Below are 16,306 nucleotides of genomic sequence, written 5' to 3'. Positions count from 1 at the left end.
TCGCGCGCCAGGTGCTCGGCGAGAACTGGATGGCCGATTATGTCGCACGGGCCAACCATGGCGGGATCGAGCGCGTGATGCTGTGACGCAACGACCTCGCAAACAAGGCGGGCGCAACCGGTTCCCTGTATCGAGACTATGCGTGCGCGGCCAGCGTCGCGACAACGTGATCCTGAAGCTCGCGCTCCCGGGCATGGATGAAGAAATGATCACCGTCGAACCGGTGAAGCGAGAACGGCCCGCCGCTGTAGCGGCGCCATTCGCGCAGCGCGTCGACGTCGACATGCGGATCGTGCAGGCCGCCAAATACGGTCAGCCCGCAGCGCAACGCGAAAGGCGTATCGGTGCAATAGCCTTCGGCGAGCGCCAGATCGGCTCGCAGCGCACGCAGGAAATGCCGAAGCCAGTCCGGCTCCGACAGCAACGCATCCGGTGTGCCGCCCATCGTCTTCAGCCAGTCGATGAGGTCCGGTTCCGGCAACCGATGAATCGCTAACGGACGAGGGACGACATGCGGCGCACGGTGCGCCGCGCAGAATGCGTGAATGGGCCCGCGAAGCCGTCGTCGGTCGAGTTCCCTCAGCCATTCGATACCGACGACACTGCCGAAACTGTATCCGAAGGTGCCGAACGGTTTGTCGAGGAGCCCGTGCGCGGCGGTGGCCAATGCATCCGTCATCGCATCCAGCGACGTGGGCGGCGCTTCCGAGAAGCGCGTCTGGCGTCCCGGTAGTTCGACCGCCACGACTTCGATCCAGTCGGGCAGTTCGAGCGCCCAGCGCCGATAGAGCAGCGAGCCGGCACCGGCGTACGGGAAGCAGAACAGCCGGTGCGTGGCCGCGGGTTGGGGGCGATGCAGGATGAACCAGGGCGTGATCTTGACTGGCATGCCGATTGAGAGCGGAAGTCGTGACGCGTCGCAGCCGCGATCCGATCCGGGGCGGCGCGCCGATGACGGTGCAGCGTAATCGCAAGGGCCGGCGACGGGTGCCGTCCGACGGTACAGGTTGACGATCCCTCCCGGCCGTGATTGTTCGCGAATGCGGGGCGCGACATGCGATCCCGGCATCGGGTTCGCGCCCGGATGCTGCCCCAACGAACAGGTTTTTCCCTACACGCAAGTTGGTATTCTGCGCTGCGCGATCTTCCTGCACCGTGCTGTCGCGGCCCGCCAACTTCGTACATCGAGACCATGAACGCCGTAATACTCGAAGCCGTTGAAAAGTCGTATCTGATGGGTTCCGTCAACGTGACCGCGCTGCGCGACGTCACGCTCGACATTCGCGACGGAAAACTGACCGTCATCGCCGGTGCTTCCGGTAGCGGGAAGTCGACGTTGCTGAATCTCGTCGGATGCGTGGACCGGCCCGACCGCGGCCGCATCGTCGTGGCGGGCGAAGACGTCGGTCGTTTGTCGGACGACGCACTGTCCGATTTTCGTGCGCGACGGCTCGGTTTCGTCTTCCAGAACTTCAATCTGCTGCCGGTGCTCACGGCGCACGAAAACGTCGAATATCCGCTGCTTCTCGCGGGCACGCGATTGACGGAGTCCGAACGTGCACTGAAGGTGCGGGACATGCTCGATGCGGTCGGCCTCGCGGACAAGGCGCATCACCGTCCGGGACAGATGTCCGGCGGTCAGCGGCAACGCGTCGCGATCGCACGCGCACTCGTTGCGTCGCCGAACCTCGTGCTGGCGGACGAGCCGACCGCCAATCTGGACAGCAAGACCGGTCAGCAAATCATCGCGCTGATGCGGCGGTTGCAACGGGAGCGGCGCGTGTCGTTCGTGATTTCGTCGCACGATCCGCAGGTCATCGCGGCAGGCGACGACGTCGTTCACATTGCCGACGGGATCGTGTCCGACGTGACACGCACCGACGACCAGGAGGCGTTCGCATGAAGACTTTTTCGCTCGCGCTCCGCAATCTGCTGCGCAACCGTCGCCGCTCGATCACGACCCTGCTCGCGATGATCGTCGGCGCGCACGCGGTGCTGCTGTTCGGCGGCTATACGCGCAACATCACGTACGGTCTGCAAACCGATTACGTGAAGTACGGCGGCCACCTGCAGATCGAACGCAAGGGGTTCTACGAGTTCGGTAGCGGCAATCCTTCCGCGTACGGGATCGACAACTACGAGGCGATCATCGATGCGGTGAAGGCCGATCCGGAACTGGCGACGATGGTGCTCGTCGCGACGCCCACGCTGCAGTTGCAGGGTATCGCGGGCAACTTCGACGCGGGGTTGTCGCGTACCGCGCTCGCGCTCGGCGTGCGCGTCGACGACCAGAACCGGATGCGAGCGTGGAACGACTATCAGTTCCCCGTGACGATCCCGCCGATGGCGCTGACCGGCACGACCGGCGACGCAGCCGTGATCGGGACGGGCCTCGCGCGCGTGCTCGAACTGTGCGGGCCGCTCAAGGTACCCGACTGCCACCCGCCCGGGAAGCCCGCGGATACCACGCCGGCTTCGCCGCTTCCGGGCGACATCGCGGCCCTTGCCGAGGGGACGCGTGCGGCGCCGGTTGCCGCGGCGGACGGCCGGCGGATCGAACTGCTTGCGGCGACCGCGCGCGGTGCGCCGAACGTGGCGGAACTGCAGGTCGTGAAGGCGGAGCGACAGGGCATCAAGGAATACGACGACATGTACGTCGGCCTGCATCTCGCGCAAGCGCAACGACTCGTCTACGGCACCGGGCGGCCGATGGCGACGGCGATCGTCGTCCAGTTGCGCCACACGTCGGATTTGCCGGCCGCGAAGGCGCGGATCGAGGCGCTGCTGAAAACGAAATTCGCGGGTACGGACACGGAAGTCGTCGACTACACGGTGCTGAACCCGTTCTATGGTCAAGCGCTTGCGATGTTCGCGACGCTGTTCGGTTTCGTCGCGCTCCTGATCGCCGCGATCGTGCTGTTCACCGTCGGCAACACGATGAGCACCGCGGTGTTCGAACGCACGGTCGAAATCGGCACGCTGCGCGCGATGGGATTGCGCCGTGCGGGCGTGCGTCGCCTGTTCCTGTGCGAAGGGTTGCTGCTCGGCGTGATCGGCGCGGTGCTGGGCGTCGCCAGCGCGGCGTTGCTCGCCGGCGTCATCAACGTCAGCGGTCTGACGTGGACGCCGCCGGGCCGCTCGCCGGTGCCGCTGATCATTCGTGTGTGGGGCGAGAACGACCTGATCGTCGGTACCGCGATCGGCCTGCTCGTGGTGGCGATGCTTTCCGCGTTGCTGCCCGCGCGCCGCGCGTCGCGAATGGAGATCGTCGATGCGCTCCGCTATGCGTGATCGAACGATCGGATCGGCCATCGATGAAATGTCGATGAAATCGATTCGTCGGCGGATTGTCATGTTAGCCTTCGCCGGGAGTGGCATCGCGATGCTCGGCGCATGTGGCGCACCGGCCGAGCAGCCGGCGCCCGCGGGTCTGAATTTGTCGCTGACGCAAGCGACGGCGTCGGGCGCGTACGTCGTGACGCTCGAACCGCCGACGACACCGCCGCCGCTGAACCGGATCCATGCATGGACCGTGATCGTGAAGCGTGCATCGGGCGAGCCCGTGCGCGGTGCGCGCATCGATGTCGGTGGCGGGATGCCTCAGCACGGGCACGGTCTGCCGACGCGCCCTCGCGTGATCGACGGCGACGCGAACGGGACGTATCGACTGCAAGGGATGAAGTTCAGCATGCCCGGCTGGTGGACGATCACGCTGAAGGTCCGGGACGCGCAGCGCGACGACGACGTGACGTTCAACATCGTGTTGCCGCCGGCGGCGGCGTCATGACGGTCGACACGGGCGCCATGCCCGATTACTGGATGAGTTCCATACACGGAGAGGCTTCAATGCGAAAAGTCATGTTGTACTGGATGATGGTGCTGCTCGCGCCGTTTGCATCGGGTATCGCGAACATGGCCCATGCGGGGCCGGCGAGCGAAGCGTCGGCGCCGGCCGCCGCCGCGCCCGCGGCGGCACGCGCGGACCGGCTGCCCGCGTATCAGCCGCGCTTCGGGCGCACGCGCCCGATCGTCGCCGTCGTCGGCGAAAACTACTATACCGAGCTGACCGATTACGTCGTTCCCTATGGGATCGTGGCCGAATCGGGCGCGGCGGATCTCGTCGCGCTTGCGACGAAACCGGGCCCCATCCGGATGTTCCCGGCACCGATGAACGTCATTCCGGACGAAACCACTGCCCAGTTCGATCAGCGCGTGCCCGAAGGGGCCGACTATGTGATCGTGCCGGCCGTGCATCGCGACAGCGATCCGGCGCTGCTGGCGTGGGTGGCCGAGCAGGCGAAGAAGGGCGCGACGATCATCGGCGTGTGCGACGGCGTCTGGGTGGTCGCCCGTGCGGGGTTGCTGGAAGGCCGCCGTGCAACCGGGCACTGGTATTCGATGAACGATCTCCGCAAGAAGTTTGCCGATACGCGCTGGGTCGAAGGCAAGCGTTACGTTGCCGATGGCAAGGTCGTCACGACGACCGGCGTCACCGCGACGATTCCGGTATCGCTTGCGCTCGTCGAGGCGCTCGCGGGGCGCGAACGTGCGCTGCAGGTCGCCGAGCGGCTCGGACGCCCTGCATGGTCGTCCGAGATCGCGAGCGACCGCTTCAACCTCGGCTTGCCGGCGATGGCGACGATCGCAACCAACTACGTGTCGTTCTGGTCGCATGAGGATTTCGGTATTCCGATCGCGCCGGGCGTCGACGAAATCGCGCTCGTGCTCGAGGCCGACGCGTATTCCACGACGTTCCGCTCGACCGCCTACACGGTGGCCGCGAACCGCGAACCCGTGCGCACCCGGCGCGGGTTGACGATCGTTCCCGACCGCGTGGCCGGCGTCGACGCGCCGACGCGGATGTTGTCCGCGCCGATCACGCGCTATCCGTTGCATGCGCTCGATGCATCGCTGAATGCGATCTCGTCCGAATTCGGCAAGCGCACGGCCGCATGGGTCGCACTGCAGATGCAGTATCCGGGCTACTGAGCGGCACACCGCAGCGTTACCCCGTTCCTCCCCAAGCCTGTCGGTTTTCCACCCGTTTTCGGGTGGGAGCCGAACTCGTCCCTGTCATTCCGTAATTGCTCCGGAGATTCCGATGCAGACGCATTCGATGGCGCGCCTGTCCGCCGCCGCGATTCTCGCACTCGCCTGCTGTACCGCACACGCCGCGCCCGATCCGCAACGCATCCTCGCCGCGAGCGATGCCGTTCGCAACCCGAGCGAACCGTTCACGCTGAACGTCACGCTGACCCAGTACACCGACGGCAAGCAAACGGATTCGAACGCACTGACCGCCTATTCGCGGATCAACCCGACGAGCGGTCAGTTTCGCAGCCTGATTCGATTCGCCGCGCCGGCGCGCGATGCGAACAAGCTGATGCTCAAGAGCGGCAACGATCTGTGGTTTTTCGATCCGGCAAGCAAGGCGACGATCCGCATTTCGCCGCAGCAACGGCTGCTCGGGCAGGCGTCGAACGGCGACGTGGTCACCGTCAATTTCGCACAGGGATATCGTGCCCAGGTCGAGGCGGAGGAGGACGTGCAGGACGGCGAGCGCCAGATGCGCCGTGCGTACCGGCTGAAGCTGGTCCAGAGCGTATCCGACATGACGTATCACTCGATTGAAATGTGGATCGATACGACGGACTCGCGCCCCGTGAAGGCACGGTTCTTCAGCGAAAGCGGCAAGCTTCTCAAGACCGCGTTCTATCGGCGCTTTCAGCAGCAGCTCGGTGCGTTGCGGCCCACCGAGATCGTGATCATCGACGGGCTCAATCCGAATCTCGTGACCGTGATGCGATATGCGGACTACGTGGCGAAGGAGATTCCGGATGCCTGGTTCCAGTCCGATTTCATGGCGCGTTTCCAGCCTGAATGATGACGCGCATCGGCATCGCCTGTATCGCGTTGGCCGGCATGGCGGGCGTATGCCATGCCAACGACGCGGAAGAGGCCGGGCTGGCGCTGGCCGACGCGACGCCGGTGCAGAAGGTCGACGACGGCAAGTACCAGTTCAGTCTTGAACCGGGCCTGCGCTTCGCCACCTTGCGCCCGGGCGGCACGCGGACGGCCACGCGGCTGTCGCTCGACCTGACGGCGCGTCACGCATTCTCGAACGGCTGGGGCATCAGTCTTGCAGACCGACTCGACCTGAACGGTCCGTGGCGCTTCGATGGCGACTCGGGCGCGATCAACACGCTGAAGGAACTGTATGTGGACGGCCGCGTAGGCAGCGGCAGCACGCTGCTGCAGGCCGGTCGCGTCAATGTGCGGCTCGGCGTTGCGACCGGCTACAACCCCACCGACTTTTTCCGCGACAACGCGGTCCGTTCCGTGACCTCGGTGGATCCCGCGAGCCTGCGCGAGAACCGGCTCGGTACGGTGATGCTGCGCGGCCAGCAATTGTGGGCAGACGGTTCCGTCAGTGCGCTCGTCGCGCCGCGGATAGCGGATCGCGCCACCGACGCATCGTTCTCGCCGGACTTCGGCGCAACGAATCAGCGCACGCGCTGGATGCTTCAGTTCAGCCAGCGCGTCATCTCGGATCTGTCGCCGCAGATCGTGATCTACGATGACGGAAAGCCCGGCAGTTCGCCGCAATTCGGTGTCAACCTGGTTCATCTGGTCAACAATGCGTGTGTCGGCTACGTCGAGTGGTCGGGCGGGCGAGGGCCGTCGACGCTGGCGCGTGCGCTTGGGCAGCCGTACAGCGATGTCGCGTTCCGCTGGAAACTCGCAACCGGTGCGACTTGCACGACGTCGCGCAATCTTTCCGTCACGCTGGAATACGATCGGGACGGCGCCGCGCTTGACCGTGCGGGTTGGCAGGCGCTGCGCAATGGCCCGCCGGCCGGCTACGCCGCGTATCGAACGCTGGCGGCCGCCCAGCAGGACCCGACGACCCGCGACGGGCTCTTCGCGATGATCAGGTGGCAGGACGCGTGGATCCAGCGTCTGGATCTCTCCGGTTTCGTCAGGTTGAACCTCGCTGATCGAAGCCGGCTCACATGGCTCGAGGCGCGTTATCGCTTCGCCAGAACCGATGTCGCGCTGCAATGGCAGATCAATGCGGGCGCGTCGTCGACCGAATATGGCGCGCTGCCTCAGTCGAATCTCTTCCAGTTGCTCGTCAAGCACTATTTGTGACGCGGCAGCGCCACCTGCTTCAAGGAGAAGCACTGCATGAAACACTATGTGACCTCGGGCCATGAACTGCCTCAGTGGCCGTCGCCGATCAGCCATGCGGTGGTCGCGAACGACACCTGCTATCTCAGCGGCCAGCTTTCGCTGGATGCCGACGGCCGCTATGTGCCCGGTACGCCGGCCGAAGAAGCGCGGCGCGCGTTCGCGAACCTGTTCCGTGCGATCGAGGCGGCGGGATTCAGCCCGCGGGATCTCGTGTTCGTCGACATCGCGTTCTCCGACATCGGTGCGCTCGCGGACGTGAACGGGGTTTATGCCGACCTGTTTCCCGCGGATCGCCGGCCGGCGCGAACCGTCTATCAGGCCGCTGCGTTGCCGTTTGGCGGCCAGGTCAAGGTGATGGGCGTCGCCGTTCGCGACGCGTCGCGCTGACGCACGACGGCGCGGACGATCAGCGCTCGACGATGGGGCCGGAAAACGCACCGAGCAGCGCGACGAGCTGCCGTTGCTCGTCATCCGACAACGCGATCCGCTTCAGTTCGCTATGCCCGATCGCGGCCGCCGGCGCGTCCGCGTAGTGGCGCATCACCGCGGCCAGCGACGCGAATTGACCCGCGTGCATGTACGGCGGCCGCAGCGCGACGTTGCGCAAGCTCGGCGTCTTGAACGCGCCGAGCATTTGGGGATCGTCGGTCGAGATGAATTGCAACTCCTCGCACTGCTCGGGCTTCGCGTCGCTGAACGGCCCCATGCAGTTGAATTCGTCGTGCAACACCTTGGCGATCGCCGCCGCGCGACCCGGATCGGCGGCCGTCCCGCTACGCGGCGGGACGCCGATGTTGTGGAACTGCCGGTCGCTCAGCATGGGCCCGGTGTGGCAGGTCATGCATTGGCCTTTGTTCACGAACAGGCGCAGGCCTGCTTTCTCGGTCGGTGTCAGCGCGGCCAGCTTGGCCGGATCGCCGGTCCGGACGCCGTCGACATAGGTATCGAAGCGTGAAGGCCCGTATTGAAGCGTCGCTTCGTACGCCGCGATCGCCTTGCCGAGATTCGCGAACACGCGCGACACGTCGGTGCGGGTGCGTTCGTCGAGCCGCTGCCACACCGCTTTCTCCGCGTCCGTGCCGAGCGGGCCGCCGTCACGGGGCAGCGCGCTCACGTCGGGCAGCGGTCCGAACAGCGGCTCGTAAGCGTCGCGGTAGTGCTCGGCAAGCACATGGGCGGCGCGCAGCCGGGTGCCGCCGTGTTCGTTGTGATCCTCGATCGGCCCGATCGCCTGCGACCACATACTATCCTTGCGGCCGTCCCAGAACAGCCACGGCGCATCGGTCATGCCGACGACGGGCATCGTGCGACGCACGCCGATGCCCAGGCCGATTGCCAGCGGTCGGCCGTCTTCGAACTGGCGATCGGGGGTGTGGCAGCTTGCGCAGGCGATCGCGCCGTTTCGGCTGAACCGCGGATCGGAGAACAAACGCTTGCCAAGCTGCGCCGCCGGTGCGGACGTGGCCACGCGATTCGACGGGTCGACTTTGACGACGACGTTCGCGGGCAGGCGCATCGATTCGAGCTGCGCCCGTTCGTCGGCGCGCCAGTGGTCCGGCGCGTCGGCGGTTTCCGCCATCGCGTCGGCGCGATGCCCCGGCCATGCGGTCCAGACGAGCAGCGCGCCGATCATCGACGCAGCGGCGAGCCCATAGTGCGTGCGGGACGGCCGTCGCATGCGACGGTCGGAATCACGCGACCGCATCGATCGTGCGCGATGCCGGCAGCAGCGCACGCGTATTGCCCGACATCAACCACTTGCGTTGCACCGGCGCGACCGCCGCGAGCGGGCCATCGGCGGCGAGGAACTGCTCCATGACCTTGCGGTGGCCGCCCGAGTTGCGAAAGACCGGCCAGTCGGTGCCGAACAGAATCTTGTGATTGATGTTCATGCGGAACAGCTCCGCGAGCGCGACCGACCACCCCTGCGGATGCTGCGAGCCGAGAAATGCGCTGACGTCGAGATACACGTTGGGTCGATACGCGCACTGTCGCGCGCAAGCGTCGACGTGATGGACGGCGCCGTGCGCGAGGATGAAGTTCACGTCGGGAAAATCGAACGCCGCGCGATCGAGCAGATCCGGGTGCGAGTACGCAAACTCGAGCGCCGGGCTGGTCGGCCCCACGTGCAGAAGCACCGGCAACCGGTGGGCGCGACAGATTTCGTACAGCGGGTACAGGCGCTTGTCGCTGGGGCTGTAGCCGCACGGCGGATAGAGTTTCAATCCGGAGAAGCCGTACTCGACCACGCCTTTCTCGAACAACGCGACACCGTCCGCGCCCCAACGCGGATCCATGCCGCCGAAAACGTGAAAGCGCTCGCCGTGACGCTGCAGAATTGCATGATGCTCGGCATACATCTCGGCGATCGTGAGGTCGCTTTTCATCACGTACGTGAAATCGGGCAGCAACACCACGGCCTGCTCGATCCCGGCCGACGTCATGTCGGCCACCAGTGCATCGCCGAAGTGGTCCTGGCTTTGCGCGAGATAGGTATCGAGCAGTTCCGATCGCGATTTCCGTACGCCGTTGGCGACGAGCCGGACATGAACGTTGGCGCAGAATCCCTCGAGGAACGCAGTGGGGATGAAGCGCGTCGACGCGATGTGGCAGTGCGAGTCGATGATCGGCCCGTCGTAGATGGCGTGGCTCATGCCGTTGCTTTGACGGGGGCGGTGCGGTCGGCGTCGCGACCGGTGAGCATGCCGAGCGCGCGTTCCTTGAGGTCGGCCACGCGCTGCATCATGAAGTGGCCGGCATGCATCTTCCCGTTCGCGCGGGCGTAGTCCGGCAACGTGCCCCACGTCTGAAAACCGTAGTGTTCCCATACGCGGTGAGCGGGCGTGCCGTCTCGCACGTCGAGCGTCAACAGTTCGACATTGTCCCGATCGCATTGCAGCGCGATCTCGACGAACGCGGCAGGCAGCACGCCACCGCCGCGACAGGCGTCGTGGATCATGCCTTTCGCGAGATCGGTGATATGGCGATTGTTGGGGTTCAGGTTGCGGCGCAACGTGCACAGGCCGATCAGCTGCCCGGTGTTCGCGAAGATCGTCAGCAGGCGCACCTTTTCCGCGGCGAGATTCGAGCGCAGTTCGTCGAGATAGCGGCTCGCTTCCGCGTCCGTGATCGTTTCGGCGAAGCCGATGATCGGCGCGCTTTCGCTCGTGCGCCGCATCAGTTCGACGATCTGCGCGCCCAACGTATCGTCGACGGCGTTCGTCCAGCGATAGGTGACGTGCGTGACGTTGGCCTTCGGCAACGCGATCGGATACTGCGCGCCGTCGGCAAGCAAGGTACGGATGGAGTCGTTCATGGGTGTCCCTGGATCACGTGGTTTCGAGGGCCACGGCGCTTTCGGCGCGTGGCGGGGGCGCGTCGGTGCACAGGTCGTCGAGCACGGCCTGGAGGCCATGATCGACCAGCCACTGATCGTCGTAGATCGTGTCGAGATACTTGGTGCCGCTATCGGGGAAGACGAGCACGATGTTGGCCGGACCTTGCAAGGTGGCGACGTAGCGACGCGCGGCCTGCGCGATGGCGCCGGACGAACCGCCGAGCAGCAACCCTTCGTCGAGCGCGAGGCGACGACAGCCGACGAACGCATCGCGATCGACGATGCGCATCGTTTCGTCGACGAGATGAATCAGGATGTTGCCGGGCTGAAAACTGAGCCCCGCGCCGTTCTGCAGATGCGGCCGGTAGGTGCCGCCGAACACGACCGAGCCGTCGGGCTCGACACCGATCACGCGGGTGGCCGGGTCGCGCTCCTTCACATAGCGTGCGATGCCGCTCAGATGGCTGCCGGTGCTCGCGGACACGATCACGGCGTCGAGCCGATCGGCGAGCTGGGAGACGATTTCGGGCCCGGTGGAGTAATAGTGGGCGTCGATCGCGGCCGGATTGTTGTACTGATCGAGGTTCACGCAATTCGGCACGCTCGCGGCAATCGCCTTCGCGACCGCAATGCGCTTGCGCTGATAGCTGCCCGTCTCGTCGGGGTGTTCGACCATCTCGACCTCTCCGCCGAATGCGCGCACGAGATTCGCATTCGTCTTCGGCGTCTTCGGATCGAGCACGCAAATGAAGCGATAGCCGCGCGTGGCGCACAGCATCGCAAGTGCGTGCCCCATGTTGCCCGACGTCGATTCGACGATCGACCAGCCCGGCTTGAGGCCATGGTCGCGCTCGGCCTGGCGGAGCAACTGCAGCGCGCTCCGGTCCTTCACGCTGTTGCCGGGGTTGTAGCACTCGAGCTTTCCATACACGCGGATTCGCCTGTGTTCATTCGACAGGCTTTTCAGATACAGCAGCGGCGTATCGCCGATCAGTTCGACTAGGCTGTTTGCGTACATTCGACATCTCCGACCAGCGGGTTGGCGTTGGCTTGTGCGTCGTTTGCGAGTTGTACGACGCGATCGGCCGCGTGTGATCCGGCTTGCTTCACAGTGCGACTTTAGTGATCGATGCCCGGGGCCTGTAACTGTCCGAACGGGCATCGGAAGGCGCGTGCGTCACAGTTCGCCCGATTCCATCTCTGTCTCCCTCTCCCTCTCGCCGCGGTCGGCCGCAGGGAGGACGCGCAGTCTCGGATGCGGCAGTGCGTCGGGTGTCAGCGCCCGATCGCCGACGAACGCGCCGACGAGTTGCGCGAGCAGCGCCGCATTCTGCTGAACCATGTGATGACTGCCGGCCTGGAGCTCGATCCGGATCGGGCGAAGCTGGGCCGACGTAATGGCTCGCGCACGAATCGCGCAGGTCATTTCGTCGTATTCGCCGGTCACGAGCAGCGCGGGGATGCCGGCGATCGATCCGTCGCGTTCGGCTTCGATCCGATGGGCGCGGAAATTCAACAGTTGCTGGCTGTATTCGATCATGTTCGCCGCCGACACGAACGGCGCGTGCAGCCAGTGACGGGTTGCCGAATCGGGTAGCGCGAACATCGATGCGTGGCCGCCTTCGCGTGCGTCGCTGCGTGCCCGCTTCTCCAGGAGCCCGATCATCGATTTGGCCATGCTGTCCGCGGCCTTCGGCATGCGCGCGACGAGCGAGCACATCGTATTGAGATTGTTTTCGTACGCGCTGTCGGCGCCGTCGTAGTCCTGCGCGCCGGCAAACGACGGCGCGATCAGGCTCATCGACGCGATGCGGCCGGGCAGTGCGCGCGCCAGCGCCAGCGCATATCGGGCGCCTCCGCACCAGCTGGCGACGTGAATCGCGTCGATCCCCTCGACGTCGAGCAATTCAGCCACGCTGCGCGCGTAGCGGTCCGGCGCATCGGGGCTCGAATAGTACGCGCGTGTCAGTCCTGCATCGGCTGACGCATCGCTCGCGTCGTCCGCCAGATAGAGCGAAAAATCCGGCGCCAATCCGGCCGCGAAGTCGTGCCACACGTCGTGCGGGATGCCGAATGCGTTGATGAGCAGCATGGCCCGCGAGCCGCGCCCGGCATTCAGATACCCATGCCCGCTGCCGGTCGTGATCCGGCGCGCAGACGGCAGGTCGACAAACCGGGGCGCGTCGCGCCGTTCGTGCCGGGCCGCGTGAGCGGCGACGCGTGAAGCGATCCGGGCTTGCCAGTCGAAGCCGTCACAGCGTAGTCGGTGAGAACGGATGTCGGTCGGGGGAACGTGCGCGTCATCCGCGTATCCCAGCATGTGCTCGGCGTGCTTCAGATTCGTTTCGAGCAGCGCGAGAACGGCGTCGGAGCCGGCCTCGTCGGCATCGCTTCGCGTCGGAATGGGCACCCTTTGCGCGACGCTTTCGGCGAGTTCGCGCCAAGCAATACGCCGATCGCCATGCACGACGTGAAGGCCGGGCGACGCTTGCGTCGCAAGCCAGGCCAGCACCGCTTCAGCCGTCAGCAGGCAAGCCGCGCCGGCTGTTTCGGCAGGCAACGCCAGCGGCTCTTGCTCGAAGTACGTGTCGACGCGGCGGCGTACCTCGAACACGGTTTCGGCGACCGCGTCGGCGAGCGTGTCGAGTGACGCCAGCGATAGCGTACCGGCTTCGCCGATGGCGGCCGTGCCGTCCGCGAGCGCGTCGCCGAGCACGACGATGCATGCGTTCGCAACGGATGCGGACGCAACGTCGAGCGCGGCCGACAGGAGGCGGGGCAAGGACGCGAATTCGCGCGTGCGGCGAATCTCGGGATCGTCGACGACGACGGCGAGCTGCCCGGAACCGGGCGCGTTCAATGCGTCGCGAAGCCGAGCGATGCGCGGGTACGCACCGAGTGCCGTAGTCGCATCGCCGGCATCGGCCGCTGCGCGCAGCGCGGCGAGGTCGCCGGCATCCAGCAGGCAGATACGGTCGTCGCCGCCGGCCGACGGCATCCTGCATGCGTCGTGCGGATGATCGTTCATCGTCATCTCGTTACGCTTTCACGGACAACAGCATTTCGACCAGATCAACCGCATCGCCGATGGTTTCGAGGTTCGCGACCTGTTCCGTGTGCGATGCGAAGCTGATGCCGAGCCGATCCTCGGTCAGCGCCATCAGCGACAGCAGCGAGATCGAATCGAGCATCAGATCCGACGTCAGCGACGTTTCCCGCGTCAGCATGTCCGGCGCAATATCGAGCGCAGCAATCTGCGGAATCAGTTCGGTAAGCGTAGCGAACACGTTCGCGTGGTCGTCCATCGGATTCTCCAAGTGCCGTAGGGGTTCCGCTTTATAGCGTCAAGCCACCGCACTGCCTACCTGCACTGACGTACAGGGTTGGCGCAGCAAGGGAAACACTCGCCCGAACGGACAGGTTTCAGTCTTGAAAGCGGCCATTACATTGCCGGTTACCTCACCGACAGGGAACGATCATGACCCTCACCAAAGAAGCCGTGCTGATGGACAAAGCGACGTTTTCGCGCGCGCTGCGCGAAACGCTGGACGAGCAGCTCACGCTCGATCACCCGATCTTCGCGGAGTTGTTCACGCCGCAGAAAAACTGGCGCTTGCTGAAGATCATCTCGCTCGAGGGATACCAGATCACCCGGTACTTTCTCGAGTACATCGAGAACCTGTACTTCCGCTGCCCGTTCCCCGACCACAAGCGCCGGCTGCTGTACAACCTGTTCGAAGAGGAAACCGGGCGCTTCTCGAAAACGAAGAACCATGTCGAGCTCATGGAAGACTTCATTCGCGCGCAAAACATCAGCGACGAGGAGCGCGATGCGTGGACGCCGTCCGCGGCCACGCGCGAGTTGATCGACTATCGCCTCGAGAACTGCAAGGGCGAGGGTACCTACCATATCGGCGCCGCCGCGGTGATGATCGCGAGCGAAGGGCAGAGCCTGGAAACCCGTGCGGGCGACGCGCGCCACTCGATTCTGGCGAAGTGCTACGGGCTCACCGAGGAAGACACGCGATTCTTCTCGGTTCACCAGAAAGAGGACGTCGCGCACGTCGCCGAGGGCATCTCGCTCGTGACCGACCTGTGCACGACCGTGGAGATGCAACAGGAAGCGCTGTTCGCGGTGCGCCACACGTGCAAGCTGTTCTGGAACATGTATGAAAGCGCCGCGCAAAAGTACTACGCATCCGCCGAGGGCGTCGCGCACGCGTGACGGGACAACGCCGATGATGACCTTCGACGATCTCGTCGCGCGCTTGCGCGACAACAGTCATACGCTGACCTTTGTCGACGACAAGGGCGCCGAAACCGTCCGGACCTTCCACGAACTGTTCGAAGACGTGCTCGCCACGGTCGAGCGCGGCAAGACAATCGGCCTCGTACCCGGGGCGCGCGTCGGCATCGCGGCCCCGAACGGCTATCCGTGGATGGTGTGGGATCTGGCGTGCATCGAGCTCGGCTGCGTTTCGGTCGCGTTTCCGAACGATGGCCTGCTCGACACGTGCGACGCGTTGATCGAGCGCTACCAGCTGAGTGTGCTGGCAGTAGACGCACGATGGATCGATGCCGGCGAGACGATTGCCGGGCGCGTCGTGGATATCGATCCCGCCAGCCGCGGCGATTCGCACGCGCGTATCGAACCGGTGCGGGTCGAGCATACGCCCGATACCCATTCGTTGGTGTTCAGTTCGGGCACGACGGGCAGGACCAAAGGGCTCGTGATGAGCCGCCGCGGCACCGCGCACTTGCTCGGTCTGTATGGCGACGCATTCGGCGTCGCACCGGGCGAGCGGTTCCTGACGTTCTTGCCGTTCGCGAACTATCAGCAACGGATGACGTACTACTTCTGCCTGTATCACGGGGTCGATCTCGTGTCGGTGCCGTTCCACGGACTCTTTCCGGGGCTCAAGCGGCACCAGCCGACGTTCGTGATCGCACCGCCGGTGCTGTACGAGACGCTGCATACGCTGGCGCGCGCGGCTGCCGGGCCCGGCAGCGATCCGTCGACGCTCGCCGAGCGACTGAGCGCGCTGACCGGCGGCAACATCCGCTACATGGTCACCGGGATGGCGCCGATCAAGCGCGCGGCGCTCGATTTCTTCTGGGATTGCGGGATCGCGCTGTACGAGGCGTTCGGGATCACCGAGGCCGGCATGGTTGCGTGGAACAAGCCCGGGCAGGTACGCGTCGGTACGGTCGGCCAGCCGGCGGAGCCGGGCAGCGTCTCGTTGCTGGGGGACGGCGAAGTCGTCGTCACACGGAACGCCCTGCTGTCGCTCGGCTACTTCGATGCGCCGGAAGAGGACAGTCGCGCGACATTCATCGCACCGAATGCGGTCGCGACGGGCGACATTGCCGAATTCGATCGCGACGGCTTTCTGCGCGTCGTCGGGCGCAAGAAGGACGCGATCATCACGAGCAACGGCGAGAAATTCCATCCCGAGCCGATCGAGGCGCTGTTGTATCGCGATCCGCGCGTCGACGTGGCCGTCGTGATGGCGGGCCCGCAAGCGGGGCTCAGCGTCGTCATCGCGACACGCCGGCCGGACGATCCCGACGTCACCGACGCGCTGCGCGAACTCGTCCGCGCGGTCAACGGCACGCTGCCCGCACAACGGCAACTGGTGAAGGTGATTTTCACCGACCGCGCGTTCGACGTCGAAGGCGGATTGCGCACGCGCAACCTCAAGCTCAATCGCCGCGCGATCGCGGACGCGTTCCTGCGACACGCATGAGATCACCCCCCGTGCGCAAGCCGCCGCC

The 16,306-nt window shown here is 65.4% G+C and carries 16 protein-coding genes; 9 read left to right on the top strand and 7 right to left on the bottom strand.

The window, feature by feature from the left end; genetic code table 11:
* Nucleotides 1-136 precede the first annotated feature (136 nt).
* Nucleotides 137-889 carry a thioesterase gene (locus J8I33_RS33035; RefSeq protein ID WP_209939870.1) on the bottom strand — a complete coding sequence of 251 codons (753 nt, stop codon included), beginning with the start codon at nucleotides 887-889 and terminating at the stop codon, nucleotides 137-139.
* A gap of 303 nt (nucleotides 890-1,192) precedes the next feature.
* Here J8I33_RS33035 and J8I33_RS33030 point away from each other — a divergent pair, with 303 nt between their 5' ends.
* The 7 genes from J8I33_RS33030 (at nucleotide 1,193) to J8I33_RS33000 (ending at nucleotide 7,581) form a co-directional block, all read left to right on the top strand.
* The gene (locus J8I33_RS33030; protein ID WP_050016640.1) at nucleotides 1,193-1,903 is read left to right on the top strand and encodes an ABC transporter ATP-binding protein; all 711 of its coding nucleotides are present in this window, start codon (nucleotides 1,193-1,195) and stop codon (nucleotides 1,901-1,903) included.
* Nucleotides 1,900-3,291 (top strand): FtsX-like permease family protein, encoded by a 1,392-nt coding sequence (locus tag J8I33_RS33025; protein WP_209929016.1) that lies wholly within the window; start codon nucleotides 1,900-1,902, stop codon nucleotides 3,289-3,291. The genes J8I33_RS33030 and J8I33_RS33025 overlap by 4 nt, the downstream gene beginning before the upstream one ends.
* Nucleotides 3,292-3,352: 61 nt before the next feature.
* Nucleotides 3,353-3,787 (top strand): FixH family protein, encoded by a 435-nt coding sequence (locus J8I33_RS33020; protein WP_245170518.1) that lies wholly within the window; start codon nucleotides 3,353-3,355, stop codon nucleotides 3,785-3,787.
* Between the two features lie 59 nt (nucleotides 3,788-3,846).
* Nucleotides 3,847-4,989 (top strand): DJ-1/PfpI family protein, encoded by a 1,143-nt coding sequence (locus J8I33_RS33015; protein WP_124595562.1) that lies wholly within the window; start codon nucleotides 3,847-3,849, stop codon nucleotides 4,987-4,989.
* Between the two features lie 127 nt (nucleotides 4,990-5,116).
* Nucleotides 5,117-5,884, top strand: a complete 768-nt coding sequence (locus J8I33_RS33010; protein WP_050016717.1) for an outer membrane lipoprotein-sorting protein — start codon at nucleotides 5,117-5,119, stop codon at nucleotides 5,882-5,884.
* Entirely contained in the window at nucleotides 5,881-7,152 is a 1,272-nt protein-coding gene (locus J8I33_RS33005) for a hypothetical protein (protein ID WP_245170519.1), read from the top strand. Before J8I33_RS33010 ends, J8I33_RS33005 begins: the two co-directional genes overlap by 4 nt.
* A gap of 36 nt (nucleotides 7,153-7,188) precedes the next feature.
* Nucleotides 7,189-7,581: a RidA family protein gene (locus J8I33_RS33000; protein WP_089490172.1), complete on the top strand. Its 393-nt coding sequence runs from the start codon at nucleotides 7,189-7,191 to the stop codon at nucleotides 7,579-7,581.
* Between the two features lie 19 nt (nucleotides 7,582-7,600).
* Here J8I33_RS33000 and J8I33_RS32995 read toward each other — a convergent pair whose 3' ends face one another.
* The 6 genes from J8I33_RS32995 to J8I33_RS32970 all read right to left on the bottom strand — a co-directional run bounded on the left by J8I33_RS32995 (nucleotide 7,601) and on the right by J8I33_RS32970 (nucleotide 13,836).
* Nucleotides 7,601-8,872, bottom strand: coding sequence for a cytochrome c peroxidase (locus J8I33_RS32995; RefSeq protein ID WP_245172622.1), 1,272 nt, complete (start codon nucleotides 8,870-8,872; stop codon nucleotides 7,601-7,603).
* Between the two features lie 13 nt (nucleotides 8,873-8,885).
* On the bottom strand, nucleotides 8,886-9,848 hold the full coding sequence (locus J8I33_RS32990) for an amidohydrolase family protein (protein ID WP_050016628.1): 963 nt from the start codon (nucleotides 9,846-9,848) through the stop codon (nucleotides 8,886-8,888).
* Nucleotides 9,845-10,510 (bottom strand): GNAT family N-acetyltransferase, encoded by a 666-nt coding sequence (locus tag J8I33_RS32985; RefSeq protein ID WP_050016626.1) that lies wholly within the window; start codon nucleotides 10,508-10,510, stop codon nucleotides 9,845-9,847. The genes J8I33_RS32990 and J8I33_RS32985 overlap by 4 nt, the downstream gene beginning before the upstream one ends.
* Nucleotides 10,511-10,523: 13 nt before the next feature.
* Complete coding sequence (locus J8I33_RS32980) at nucleotides 10,524-11,549, bottom strand: cysteine synthase family protein (protein ID WP_239469026.1); 1,026 nt, start codon at nucleotides 11,547-11,549, stop codon at nucleotides 10,524-10,526.
* A 159-nt stretch (nucleotides 11,550-11,708) separates the two neighbouring features.
* Nucleotides 11,709-13,559 carry an alpha/beta hydrolase gene (locus J8I33_RS32975; RefSeq protein WP_209939865.1) on the bottom strand — a complete coding sequence of 617 codons (1,851 nt, stop codon included), beginning with the start codon at nucleotides 13,557-13,559 and terminating at the stop codon, nucleotides 11,709-11,711.
* 10 nt (nucleotides 13,560-13,569) lie between these two features.
* Complete coding sequence (locus J8I33_RS32970) at nucleotides 13,570-13,836, bottom strand: phosphopantetheine-binding protein (RefSeq protein WP_050016620.1); 267 nt, start codon at nucleotides 13,834-13,836, stop codon at nucleotides 13,570-13,572.
* A 173-nt stretch (nucleotides 13,837-14,009) separates the two neighbouring features.
* Here J8I33_RS32970 and J8I33_RS32965 point away from each other — a divergent pair, with 173 nt between their 5' ends.
* The gene (locus tag J8I33_RS32965; protein ID WP_050016614.1) at nucleotides 14,010-14,756 is read left to right on the top strand and encodes an iron-containing redox enzyme family protein; all 747 of its coding nucleotides are present in this window, start codon (nucleotides 14,010-14,012) and stop codon (nucleotides 14,754-14,756) included.
* Nucleotides 14,757-14,769: 13 nt separating this feature from the next.
* Nucleotides 14,770-16,278, top strand: coding sequence for an AMP-binding protein (locus J8I33_RS32960; RefSeq protein ID WP_209939862.1), 1,509 nt, complete (start codon nucleotides 14,770-14,772; stop codon nucleotides 16,276-16,278).
* Nucleotides 16,279-16,306 lie beyond the last annotated feature (28 nt).

This window comes from Burkholderia sp. AcTa6-5, assembly GCF_017815075.1.
GTDB classification, from domain to species: Bacteria; Pseudomonadota; Gammaproteobacteria; order Burkholderiales; family Burkholderiaceae; genus Burkholderia; species Burkholderia sola.
Note: the sequence above shows the minus strand (reverse complement) of the source record. Positions and strands in the feature narration are given on the sequence as shown.